Below are 12415 nucleotides of genomic sequence, written 5' to 3'. Positions count from 1 at the left end.
GATTACGAAACCATTAAGTGTTTTCTATCATTGTGTTTTATAATTCTGAACATAGAACCTGTGTATTGTAAATGATACAAAGACGTATTATAATGCTCAAAATAATCCATTTGAGATAAAGGATAACCCAACCACCAAGAAAACAGTATTCGCATGGCACGCCCATGTGAACAAATCAGAATATTTTGTTCAGGCGATTCTAAAATAATTTTTGTGATTTCTTTTTGACGAGTTACAACTTGTTCAGGTGTTTCAGCATTTTCTATAGCAACATGTGTATTTCCCAAACGCCACTGATTGGTATAATAAAGATATTCTTGATGTGTTGCTTCACTAAAAGGCTTACCTTCATGAATACCCCAACTAATTTCATCAAGCCCTTCGTGTCTTTCGTAGGGGATGCCCACATTCAAAAAGTGCTTAACGGTTTGTTCTGTTCGTTTGAGAGTTGATAAATAGATTTTTTCAATAGGAAGATGCTGATAATACTCAAAAAAAGATTTAGCTTGTTTTTCACCAGTTTCGTTTAATTCAGAATCTACACCCCTACCTTGTGCCATCCCCAACCGATTAAACTCAGTTTCTCCATGTCTAACAATATACAAATTCTTGAGCATATCCATATTTTTTTAACACAAAAACCCGTCAGATTTTATCTGACAGGCTCTTTGAAATAACTAAATTTTTTAAGAAAATTACTTAGCTTTTTTTTCAGCAAACTCCTTCTTAATTGCCTCTATATCAACCATTTTCAAAGAAGGCTTAGTAATCAAGCGACTCACGTCTTTTACATAAGCTTTTGCACGAGCTATGTTTTTGCGATGCTTACGCTGTAATCTGGTAACTGCCATATCTGTACGATTTTAATTTCAAAAATTGAGGTTGCAAAATTAGAAAATAAAAAATTACAAGTCAAGATTATTTGCTTTTCTTTTTAACTTTTTTAGCTTTATTCCCTTTTTTGACCTAAAATAAAGAGCAGACTATGGTAGTCTGCTCTTATCAGAATTTATTTTTTATTAGAACGTATAGAATTTACGGACTAAACCTTTCTATTTGTTCTTTAAGACAAGGGTTTTGGAATTTTAATTATTTGTTTTCGCGTATGCTATCTGCTTCTTCTTCAATATTTTTCTTAATTTCTTTAGAAGCATCTTTGAACTCACGAATACCTTTACCCAAACCTTTTGCTAATTCTGGTATCTTTTTTGCACCAAAAAGTAACAGAACAATAAACAAAATCATTAATATTTCAGTAGCCCCAAGGTTACCCAAAAATAAAAAAGCTGAATACATAAATTTCTTTTTTAAACGATTCAACTGCAAAGATAATAGTTTTTTTGGTGTTTTTCAACAAAAACTTAATTTTTAAAGTAGGCGTCATTTTCAGCAAATGCTGTGCCATTTTGAAAGTCAAAAAAAATTAACTTCTAAGTATATACAGAATAACAAAAAATACTTAGATTTAGACTCAAGATACAACTAAATAAGTTTCAAAAAGCAATAAATATCTGATTATCAGAATAAAATTCATGAATCTTATTTCTAAATTAAAGAACATTTATTATGATACACCTTAACAAAGAAAAATTACTGGCTGATAGAGAAAGGCTTATTAATATTCTAAAAAGCAAGGACTTAGACGAAAATACGCATCGGCTTGTACGTGAAGATTTGCGAAGTGTAGAAAAAGAATTGGAGGAAATAGAGCCAAACATCCTAAATCATGAAGATAGTAAGCACGAATAAAAGATTTTGAACAATATAACAAGGAGAATAAAAAAATTCTCCTTTATTTTTCATCTTTTTTTTGGGATAAAAAAATAAATTGCTAATTTTGCAATCCTTTGAAAAAGAACTCAAAAACCAAAATAAATACCCCAATGGCAAATCATAAGTCTGCATTAAAAAGAATCAGAGCTAACGAGGCAAAAAGACTGAGAAATCGCTTTTACTTAAAGACAACTCGTACTTTTGAAAAGAAACTTCGTAAAACCACTAACAAAACTGAAGCAACAGAATTGCTTTCTAAAGTGAGTGCAATGTTGGATAAACTTGCAAAGAAAAACATTATCCACAGAAACAAAGCATCTAATCATAAGTCGAAATTGGCTAAATTTGTAAACGCCTTAGCTTAAGCCACAAACCTACACCTCTAAAGTGTAGGTTTTTTTTTGGCTTTTTTAGAAAAACAAATTATCTTGTTTCTCGTTTTAAACCAATAAAAAGCCTATGCTTCGAGTCCTTTCCTTTCTATTTTTTTACATGGCATTTTTTCAAAGCTATGCACAATTTTCATCTGCTCAAAAAGATTCTGTACTCAATGTCTTAGGATATGGCAGTAGCTCTTATACACTCACTGTGGGCTTTGTTCCAAACAATTACAAAGCTGATGAGAAGCCCGGTCCCTACGAAAAACTCTCTGAAAAAGAAGCTCTTGCCAAAGTAACCAATACTTATAAAGATGCTGCTATTTATAAATACTTGTGTTTAGACTTTTACTATGTAAAAAGAGATATGACACAAGCTGAAAAATATTTTAATCAAGCTCTTACAAGTTATGATGAATGGTTAGAAAAAGAGCCTACTAATGTAGAACCTTTTTTAGATGTCTTAGGACTTTTGTATGGTACAAAAAGCTATGGCATGCTTACCAAAGTTTTAGAAGAATCTCTTAATAGATTTCCAAAAGACAAAGATGTTTTAGGCTGGGCTATTTTACTTCATCTCGATTTATTCAAAGATTTTAACAAAACTCAAAAATACATCAACGACTTATTAGCCTTAGAACCTTATAATCTTACGGCTTGTACTTATCAAGTGATGTTGTATCAGTATCAATACATTATTGCCCTCAATCAAAATCAGATACCTCCTAAAGTAGATATTAGTATTGCAGAAAAAGCCTTACAAGCAAAACCCAAAGAAATTGGTTATCAGCATCTTTATCATTTTTCAAAAGTTTTAAGAGCTTATATGATAGCTATGAACAACTTCATGAAACAAGCAAATGGTGATATTACAGATTACCAGAAGCTTTTCTCTTCTCTTAATAATGACCAAATAAAAGAATACAAAGAAGCTGAGAAGTTTTTCAAAAGTCAATATAAAAAACAAAAAAAGGCTCGTAACAATATGCTGAATTCTTTGGGTTTTGTAACTATGTTTCTGAATAAACCTAAAGACGCTAAAAAATATTATCAAATGCTTTATGATGAAACCAAAGAAATAGGAGCTCTGGAAAGTCTTATTTTAATTAATTTTATCGAAAAAAATTGGAAAGAAACTGAAAGATTGTTGGAGTTCAATATTAAAGAACATAATGATATAAGAGGTTATACCTCTTTGGTTTCTTTGTATGACAAATATGATAAAAATGATACTAAAAAATTAGAAACTTTGAAAAGATTGGAGCAGACTTCCACTTCAGACGAAAACAAAGTTACAACACTCTCTACGTGGTATCTCAAAGAAAAAAACATTGAAAAAGCGACTTTATACTGTGATTTGCTCAACCCTGAAACCTCAGAAGCAAGTTGGCGAAAATTAGCTCTTGCTGTACTTAAAGATGATATAGAAAATGCTAAGGCAAATTTGTATAGAATCTTACTCAATGCTCCCAACGATAAAGATGCTCTAAATATAAAAACTATACTAAATCTGTAAAAAGAGTTTGCCCTGAAAGTATAAATTTTCAGGGCTTTTTTTATAACTTCTGATTTGTTGATATGGCATTTTTCCTGTAATTTTGTATCACTTTTTATCCATCAAATATTTTATCCTTTGTTTTATGAACTCCACTGCTTCTCACTCTCATAAAGACAGCACAATTTTTAATCTTATTGAAAAAGAACATAAACGACAATTGCATGGTATTGAGCTAATTGCATCAGAAAACTTTGTTTCAGAACAAACCATGCATGCAATGGGTACTGTACTTACCAACAAGTATGCTGAAGGTCTACCCAACAAACGTTATTATGGAGGTTGTGAAGTTGTAGATGAAATTGAACAAATAGCTATTGACAGAGCCAAAGAACTCTTTGGAGCTACTTGGGCAAACGTACAGCCTCACTCTGGTGCTCAGGCGAATGCTGCTGTAATGCTTGCAGTATTACAAGCTGGGGATAAAATTTTAGGGTTCGATCTTTCTCATGGCGGACACCTAACACATGGTTCTCCTGTAAACTTCTCTGGAAAACTGTATCAACCAAGCTTTTATGGCGTAGAAAAAGAAACAGGATTGATTAATTGGGATAAAGTAGAAGAAACGGCTCTCAAAGAACGCCCTAAACTCATTATTTGTGGGGCTTCTGCATATTCGAGAGATTGGGACTATGCTCGCCTGAGAGCTATTGCAGATAAAGTTGGTGCTTTATTATTGGCTGATATTTCTCATCCTGCTGGCTTAATTGCCAAAAAGTTATTGAACGATCCTCTTGAACATTGCCATATTATTACAACTACCACTCACAAAACTCTTCGTGGACCTCGTGGTGGCTTGATTATGCTTCGTAATGATTTTGAAAACCCTTTTGGAGTGAAAAACCCTAAAGGTAATTTGAGATTAATGTCTGAATTATTGGATTCTGCTGTGTTCCCTGGTACACAAGGAGGTCCTTTGGAGCATGTAATTGCTGCAAAAGCTGTTGCTTTTGGTGAGGCTCTTAGCCCTTCATTTGGCGAATATGCTCAACAAGTTTGTAAAAATGCCCAAATCATGGCAAATGAGTTTGTAAAGAAAGGTTATCAAATTATTTCTGGTGGAACAGATAACCACTTGATGCTCATAGATTTACGTTCTAAAGGTTTGACAGGCAAATTGGCTCAGGAAACATTGATTAAAGCTGATATTACCATCAATAAAAATGCTGTTCCTTTTGATGACAAATCTCCATTTGTTACTTCTGGTATGCGTATTGGTACAGCTGCTATTACTACAAGAGGTATGAAAGAACAAGAAATGTCGTTGATTGTAGAATTCATTGACGAAGTTTTACAAAACCATGATAACGATACCAAACTAGTTCAAATTCGTGGAAAAGTAAATGAATTGATGCAAAAATATCCATTGTTTGCATATTAACACATAAACGCAAACGCCCTCAATTGAGGGCGTTTTTTTGAATGAGTAAATATCTATAATATGTTGAATATTCAGTTTGTAGAAATGGGCAATGATTCCTATGTTACTATAAATGGAATTGAAGATAAAAATGCAGATGTGATAGGTCAAAGCCATTATTGCAAACTTTATAGAAAAGAGGCAATTGATATTATCAAAACATACACCCTCAATGATATCCAAAAGTATTTTGAAGTTTGGGTTCATGATATTTTTATTGATGATTGGCAAAGCGGGCATATATCTGCTCTATTTGATGATAGTGCAGAGATTGAAATACAAATTTCCGTTGAGAATTGGAGTAATTTGTATAGCATTACTGATTTCATAAAAGAGTTTGAAAAAATAGCTAAAACACATAATAATATTGATTTTTTTTTGTATCAAAATGCTGATAATGCTATACCCTCATTTGGTTTTCATAATTTAAAAGTATCAAAAACATCTTCCATAGGAAACATTGAAAATGGTATTATTGCCATAATCAAAGAATTTATTGAATTAGCAACAATATCTTTATTGAGTAAGATTGACAAAAATAAAATTTCCCTATTTTTCAATTTTCCAGAACACATTAAAGTTTCCTGTAAACAATATTTAGTTTATTTTGCACAGTTTTTAATGGATTTAGGTATTGATGCTGATACAGAAATAAAAGAAGATGCAGGTAAAACCCTTTTTAGAGTGATTCCAAAAGATGGAATAGATGCTTTAGAAAAAATTAGAGAAGCTTTACAGATTTATTTAAACCCTCCTACTGAAATAATTTTATCTCCAGTCTCTCTAAATGAGGATATTGCTATAATGCAATGGAAAGCAAATATTATGCACTTACAATCTCAATTAACATTGGCAAACTCTATTATACAAGCAAAAGATGCTACAATACAAAGTTTGCAATTATCAAATTATCAATTTCAAGAAATTCTAAAAACAAAAGAACCACAAAATAATGATACTGAAGATGTAATTAAAGATTTGGTAAGTGTCAAGAAATATGATGGTAGTGCTTTTTCGATTAATTTACCAGAGTTTTTAAGAAGACTCAAAAGATTATTTAAATAATTATTTATGTCATCTCATAAGTTCATTCGTAAATCGCATCGTTATTTAGGTATTTTTATTGGAATACAGTTTATATTCTGGACTGTAAGTGGCTTGTATTTCAGTTGGACAAACATAGACGAAATTCATGGAGATCATTTTAAAGCAAAACCTAAAAAAACGACTTTTAATAATCTAAAACCCATCCATGAAGTTTATAAAAATGATGTTTCGAGTATAGAATTAAGAGATATTCAGGCTATACCTCATTATTGGATTAATAATGAAAAGTTGATCAATGCTCATACAGGTGAAGAAAAACAAGGAATTACAAAGGAAGAAGCCATTGCTATAGCTAGTAATCATATCCGAAACGATTTAAAAGTAAAAAATGTTACTCTTTTAAAAGAAATCACCAAAGACCACGAATACAGAGAGAAAAAACTTCCTGCCTATGTAATTGAGTATGAACATAGAGATATAATCAAGGTGTATGTTTCGCAAGCTGATGGGAAATTCCAAACCATCAGGCATCAATCATGGCGTTGGTTTGATTTTTTGTGGATGACACACACTATGGACTTTGAAGGCAGGGACAACATCAATAACACTCTTTTACGTATATTTTCGTTATTAGGCTTGATTACTGTCTTGAGTGGCTTTGTACTGTGGTTTGTAAGTTCACCTACACTTAGAAAATTGAAAAGAAAATCTATCCCTATCAACTCTTAAATATTTAACAGTATGGATGGTATTAAATTTACTGAGAAAATACTGATTCGTTGTAAGCAAGAAACAGCCTTCGATTTTACACAAGATTATAACAATCGTCTTCGTTGGGATACTTTTCTAAAGAAAGCCGAACTGATGGATGCAGTAGAAGCAGATAAAGGTGTAAAAGCCTATTGTGTTGCTAAAAATGGCTTAGGAATGATTACTGAATATGTTTCGTTCAATAGACCCAAAGTAACAGCCATCAAAATGACTCAAGGACCTTTTATGTTCAAAAGTTTTTTAGGTTCTTGGAATTTTAAAGAAATAGAAGACAATACAACAGAAGTAACATTTTTATATTCTTTTATACTTCGGTTTCCTTTTAGTCTGCTCACAGGTTTTATCAAAAAAAATCTTCAAAATAATGTAAAGCAACGTTTGAGAGATTTAAAAAATAATTTAGAGAGGTAATATTCTTATATCATTCATCATCTATTAAAAGCAGTTTAGTCTTATTTACTAAACTGCTTTTAAATTTTATATTTCTATAATTTTCTAGAAAAGAATATATTGTGTGATATATTTCACCTTTTATTTTATGAGTTTTATTCCCTTTCAAACTATTTCTTGGGAAAACATTCCCAAAATTGAACATATAGGAGAGTTTGGTACATCTTTTTGGCAAACAATACAATATGATGGATTCAGGATACGTATTGTAGAATATTCAATGGGTTATTTAGCTGACCATTGGTGTCAAAAAGGGCATATAGTCCATTGTTTAGAAGGAGAGTTTATAAGTGAATTAGACAATGGTGAATCTTTTCTTTTAAAAAAAGGAATGAGTTATATTGTATCAGACAATCTAAGCTCACACCGTTCGTTCTCAGAAAATGGTGTAAAATTATTAATTATTGATGGAGATTTTTTAAAATAATATTTATGATACAACCTATAAATGCCTATACAGGAGACTTTTGCATTTCAACAGATAAATCTAAATTAGATTTACAAGCTGTGCATCATTTTTTATCAAAAGAATCTTATTGGAGTCAGAATATACCTTTTGAGACTGTGAAAACAGCCTCCGAAAATTCTCTAACATTTGGAGTTTACCACCATAACCAACAAATTGGTTATGCCAGAATTGTTTCTGATTATGCTACTGTTGCGTATTTAGGAGATGTATATATTTTGCCTGAGTTTAGAGGGCAAGGTCTCTCCAAATGGCTGATGGCAACGATTATGAACCATCCAAATTTACAGGGATTACGCCGATGGATTCTGCTTACAGCAGATGCTCATGGGTTGTATAAACAATATGGCTGGACTGAAATTACCAAACCCGATAGATGGATGGAGTTACACAATCCAGATGTTTATAAAATATATTAGGTCAGAGTGAATAAATATTATGAATATAGAATTAGTCTCTTGGCATTTGGGCTTTTTGGATGAATTGGTAGAACAAGCTAATAATTTTAATATTGCACGTTTTGTGAGAGATATTTTTCCACATCCTTACACTCACGAAAGTGGAAGGTTTTTTATAGAAAATGTGGCTCAACCCAATCCCAAACAAATTTTTGCTATTGTTATAGATGGAAAGCTTGCAGGTGGAACAGGTATTTTTCCACAATCTGATGTATATAGAAAAAATGCAGAAGTTGGTTACTGGCTTGGTGAAAGGTTTTGGGGAAAAGGCATAGCTACAGAAGTTCTCAAAAGAATAGTCAATTACGGTTTTGAAACTTTTGATATAACTCGTATTTATGCAGGAGTATTTGAGGGTAACATTGCCTCTATGAGAGTTTTAGAAAAAGCAGGCTTTCAGCTAGAAAAAGTTTCTTATAAAACTGTTTTCAAGAATGAGCAGTTTTTGGATGAATATCTGTATGGTATTAGAAAAGAAAAGCTATGAAAACAAGAATTATGTACATAGAAGAGAAAAGTGGAGAAAACAATCTTATTGGAATTGCCAGAATTGGGCGTGTAAAATTCTCTAAGACTGGTAAATCTATTCATTATCAAGGTAAAAATTTTGCCAGATTTTCAGGTTTCAAAGCAAATTATTTTGATACAGAAACTGGTGATGTATACTGGATTTCAGGTTGTAAAAAAGATGGATCAGATAGATTATATGGTGAAAGATTGCCTATTCTGATTGATGAAGATGCAAAAGAAGAATATTGGGTAAATATTAGAAATAAGCCTGAAAATAAAAATTTGGACATTATAAATGGCTAACTATGCATTTACGTCTGTTTATATATTTTTGTATTACTTATTTCATTTTGGTTGCATGTTCTCCAAAAAAAGAAGAAATAAAATACCCTATTCAATATACTGATTTATATAACCCTACACTTATAGACTCTCTTGTTGAAATGAGAAAGTTTATTCCAAGAGATTCTATTTTAGCATATATAAAAAACACCCAACAAATAATTTTAAAGAATTTAAGGGACATCCTTTTGATAGTATTCAGTTTAACAAAGTAATAGCTTATGAATTTGATTGGATGGAAGATAGATATCGTTATATTGTTGATGAAAACCATCAACTTGTACCAAGTATTTCACAACAAGTGGCTTTAAAACCAGATGATGTATATTTTGTGACAAGACTTTTCAGCAATAAAAACACTTATAATTGGATTGTTATGGCTTGTTTTATGCCACATTTGGGTTTGGTTTTTTATCAAGATAACAACATAGTAATGCACATTAGTATCTGTTATTCGTGCAATCGTTTAGAATCTTCTATACCTATTCCCGCAGAAACAACTATCAGTAATACATATGTAGGTTTTAATAAAAACGCCAGAGGGGAACTAAGGAAATTTTTAGATAAACATCATTTCACTTATAGCAAACATAAATCTATTCTTGATGAATAATCATTTAATTATTGACTATGACCTTGAGGTACGAATTCGTAGCATTCAGCAGAAATATACTTATGAAGGTCTTTTAGAAGGATTACCCACCAAAGAAATGAATAAAAACCGTATTCAGCGTTTTAAACAAGAAGCAGAAAGGTTTTGTGGCATGAGCCATATTCATTTAATTGAACCTATAGAAACTCCCATTCATTATAATGGCACATATCCTTTTGGAGAACCCGCACAACTACCAAGTATTATTTGTATTATGGAAGTTGGTTATTATAAGGCTTTTCGTGATATGGAGAAAGATTATTCCCGTTTAGGTATTATTTTCTTTCAAAACGATTTTGCTTTTCCAATAGATTCTGAGATTCTTGAAAAAATAAAACAAATTCCTTATAGGCAAATATGTGGTGAGTTCGAATATTAATTTTTTTATATGACTATAGAATCTTTTATTCCTAAGAATAGCCTTCTGAGAAGTCTTATTAGATGTATATATATTATAGAAAATCCTATCCAAGAAAAGAGATTCAGTTTTTTGATTTTTCCAAGTGTTAGTACCTATCTTTCAGTTTCTTTAGGAACTACATTCTCTATAAAAGAAAATACCATTACTACTCATTTCTCTGATAATCAATGTTTAGATTCATCTGTTCAGTTGTCTTTATCAAAATCGTATATTTATGAATATCAGGGATATACAAAAGAAATATGTATTTTATTCAAACCATTGGGAGTTTATTCATTTTTTGATGAACGATATCTTTGGAATAACTTAAACTCTTTTACTCCTTCTCATACTTTTCAGGATTTTTTTACAGAAATATTAATGTTAAAAGATTATGAGAATATGATAACAAGAATAGAAGATTATTTTTTAAGTATCTATACTCCTTTTTCTCATAAATATCTTCAAGAAATTGTCTCTATTTTAGAAGGTATCGACGATTATCAGAAAATAAATCTTACAGGAATTGCTCATAAATACCAAATTACCAGACAAACACTTCATAATCAGTTCAAGAAATATCTTGGTTTATCTCCTTCCCAATTCAAGCAAATATGGAAATTTCGAAAGTTTATAGATTCTAAACTTGCAGATAACTCCCATGCTAAACTAACAGATATAGTGTATGACATAGGATTTTTTGACCAATCCCATTTAATCAAATATTTCAAAAAATTTTCGTCCCTTACTCCTCTCGATTTTTTCAAGAAAATTCAAACCTCTGAAAACAAAACTATTTTGCTCGTTTGGCAGTAAATTTTACATTCTTACAATTTTATCTTTTTATGGTTTATTATTTTTGTTCAATCAAAAACTCAAAACCATGAAATATCATCTTATTTTTTCTCTGTTATTTTTCAGTTTCTTTGCAAATGCTCAAGAAGTTATAACATCAGATATTGATAACTTTTGGAAAGCTTATGACCAAATCAAACAGGTCAGTGACACCAATCAACATGCAAAAATTCTGAAAGAACTATTTTTTGATAAAGGTACTGAAGGTTTACGTCTGATTATGGAACGAAGACAGTACACTCCTGAAGAGTATCTTTCTGCAATTCGTCAATATCCTAAATTTTGGAATTCTATTAGAAAAAACACTCTGAAATCTAAAAATTTAGCTTTAGAGTTAAGTAAAGGGATTCAAAAATTGAAAAAATTGTACCCGAATTTAAAACCAGCGAATGTGTATTTTACAATAGGTGTTTTTAGAACAAATGGTACTATTTCTGGAAATAATATTTTAATTGGTAGTGAACTGGCAATGGCTGACGAAAATACCATCACAGAGGAGTTTCCTGAACGGATGAAACATTTAAAAACTTTCTTTTCAACAAACCCCATCAAGTCTGTTGTGTTGCTCAATGTTCATGAGTTTGTTCATACTCAGCAAAAAAGCATGAGACAATCTCTTCTTTATCAATGTGTTTATGAAGGTGTCGCAGAGTTTGTTTCAGTGAAGGCTATGGGGCAACCCTCTTCTACACCTGCTATTGATTTTGGAAAGAAAAACTATGCAAAAATTCGAGATAAATTTGAAAAAGAAATGTTTATGAATAATAAAACTAATTTTTGGCTATGGAGTTCTCAGAAAAATGAATTTAATATGAGAGACTTAGGTTATTATATCGGTTATGAAATAGCAGAAAAGTATTATGAAAAAACAAAAGATAAAAAAGAGGCTATCAAAACACTCATAGAACTAGATTATAACAATACAAAATTAATACATGATTTAATTGATGGTACACAGTTTTTTTCAAGTCCGCTAGGGTCACTTATACAAAATTTTGAGAAAACAAGACCACAAATTACAAAAATTACGCCTTTCGAAAACCTATCAAGAAATGTTGCAACTGGTCGTATGCAACTTACTATTTGCTTTTCTCAGCCTATGGATACTAATTTTAGAGGCTTCGATTATGGTCCTTTGGGAGAATCAAATGTATTAAGCATACAAAGAGTAGTAGGTTTTTCAGAGGATAAAAAGTCTATTGTTGTAGAGGTAGATTTAAACCCCAACAAACAATATCAACTCTTAATTACAGAACGGTTTCAAAATTTAGATGGTGTACCCTTAAAGCCTTATCTGATTGATATTACAACTATATCTAAATAAAAAAAGCCCCAATTT

At 31.1% G+C, this 12415-nt stretch carries 18 protein-coding genes; 16 read left to right on the top strand and 2 right to left on the bottom strand.

What is annotated here, in order from left to right; all coding sequences use genetic code 11:
* Positions 1 to 2 precede the first annotated feature (2 nt).
* The gene (locus tag AD998_02970; GenBank protein ID KOY88023.1) at positions 3 to 617 is read right to left on the bottom strand and encodes a hypothetical protein; all 615 of its coding nucleotides are present in this window, start codon (positions 615 to 617) and stop codon (positions 3 to 5) included.
* Positions 618 to 1089: 472 nt separating this feature from the next.
* A complete protein-coding gene (locus tag AD998_02965; GenBank protein ID KOY85254.1) occupies positions 1090 to 1296 on the bottom strand; it encodes a hypothetical protein in 207 nt (68 codons plus the stop codon).
* A gap of 270 nt (positions 1297 to 1566) precedes the next feature.
* Here AD998_02965 and AD998_02960 point away from each other — a divergent pair, with 270 nt between their 5' ends.
* From AD998_02960 to AD998_02885, 16 genes are all read left to right on the top strand, one after another.
* Entirely contained in the window at positions 1567 to 1749 is a 183-nt protein-coding gene (locus AD998_02960; protein ID KOY85253.1) for a hypothetical protein, read from the top strand.
* A 134-nt stretch (positions 1750 to 1883) separates the two neighbouring features.
* Positions 1884 to 2138: a 30S ribosomal protein S20 gene (locus tag AD998_02955; protein ID KOY85252.1), complete on the top strand. Its 255-nt coding sequence runs from the start codon at positions 1884 to 1886 to the stop codon at positions 2136 to 2138.
* A 94-nt stretch (positions 2139 to 2232) separates the two neighbouring features.
* On the top strand, positions 2233 to 3666 hold the full coding sequence (locus tag AD998_02950; GenBank protein ID KOY85251.1) for a hypothetical protein: 1434 nt from the start codon (positions 2233 to 2235) through the stop codon (positions 3664 to 3666).
* Between the two features lie 124 nt (positions 3667 to 3790).
* On the top strand, positions 3791 to 5086 hold the full coding sequence (gene glyA / locus AD998_02945) for a serine hydroxymethyltransferase (GenBank protein ID KOY85250.1): 1296 nt from the start codon (positions 3791 to 3793) through the stop codon (positions 5084 to 5086).
* Positions 5087 to 5146: 60 nt separating this feature from the next.
* Entirely contained in the window at positions 5147 to 6190 is a 1044-nt protein-coding gene (locus tag AD998_02940) for a hypothetical protein (GenBank protein KOY85249.1), read from the top strand.
* 6 nt (positions 6191 to 6196) lie between these two features.
* The gene (locus AD998_02935) at positions 6197 to 6901 is read left to right on the top strand and encodes a hypothetical protein (GenBank protein ID KOY85248.1); all 705 of its coding nucleotides are present in this window, start codon (positions 6197 to 6199) and stop codon (positions 6899 to 6901) included.
* Between the two features lie 12 nt (positions 6902 to 6913).
* Entirely contained in the window at positions 6914 to 7354 is a 441-nt protein-coding gene (locus AD998_02930; protein ID KOY85247.1) for a polyketide cyclase, read from the top strand.
* Positions 7355 to 7481: 127 nt separating this feature from the next.
* Positions 7482 to 7820 (top strand): hypothetical protein, encoded by a 339-nt coding sequence (locus AD998_02925; GenBank protein KOY85246.1) that lies wholly within the window; start codon positions 7482 to 7484, stop codon positions 7818 to 7820.
* Positions 7821 to 7825: 5 nt separating this feature from the next.
* Positions 7826 to 8278 (top strand): GNAT family acetyltransferase, encoded by a 453-nt coding sequence (locus AD998_02920; protein KOY85245.1) that lies wholly within the window; start codon positions 7826 to 7828, stop codon positions 8276 to 8278.
* Positions 8279 to 8297: 19 nt separating this feature from the next.
* Positions 8298 to 8804 carry a hypothetical protein gene (locus tag AD998_02915; GenBank protein KOY85244.1) on the top strand — a complete coding sequence of 169 codons (507 nt, stop codon included), beginning with the start codon at positions 8298 to 8300 and terminating at the stop codon, positions 8802 to 8804.
* Positions 8801 to 9130: a hypothetical protein gene (locus AD998_02910; GenBank protein ID KOY85243.1), complete on the top strand. Its 330-nt coding sequence runs from the start codon at positions 8801 to 8803 to the stop codon at positions 9128 to 9130. The genes AD998_02915 and AD998_02910 overlap by 4 nt, the downstream gene beginning before the upstream one ends.
* A gap of 2 nt (positions 9131 to 9132) precedes the next feature.
* A complete protein-coding gene (locus AD998_02905) occupies positions 9133 to 9384 on the top strand; it encodes a hypothetical protein (protein ID KOY85242.1) in 252 nt (83 codons plus the stop codon).
* 20 nt (positions 9385 to 9404) lie between these two features.
* Positions 9405 to 9782: a hypothetical protein gene (locus AD998_02900; GenBank protein ID KOY85241.1), complete on the top strand. Its 378-nt coding sequence runs from the start codon at positions 9405 to 9407 to the stop codon at positions 9780 to 9782.
* A complete protein-coding gene (locus tag AD998_02895; protein ID KOY85240.1) occupies positions 9775 to 10200 on the top strand; it encodes a hypothetical protein in 426 nt (141 codons plus the stop codon). The genes AD998_02900 and AD998_02895 overlap by 8 nt, the downstream gene beginning before the upstream one ends.
* Before the next feature lie 9 nt (positions 10201 to 10209).
* Entirely contained in the window at positions 10210 to 11037 is an 828-nt protein-coding gene (locus AD998_02890; protein ID KOY85239.1) for a hypothetical protein, read from the top strand.
* Positions 11038 to 11104: 67 nt separating this feature from the next.
* Positions 11105 to 12400, top strand: coding sequence for a hypothetical protein (locus AD998_02885; GenBank protein KOY85238.1), 1296 nt, complete (start codon positions 11105 to 11107; stop codon positions 12398 to 12400).
* Positions 12401 to 12415: the final 15 nt, after the last annotated feature.

The organism is bacterium 336/3, assembly GCA_001281695.1.
GTDB lineage: Bacteria > Bacteroidota > Bacteroidia > Cytophagales > Thermonemataceae > Raineya.
Note: the sequence above shows the minus strand (reverse complement) of the source record. Positions and strands in the feature narration are given on the sequence as shown.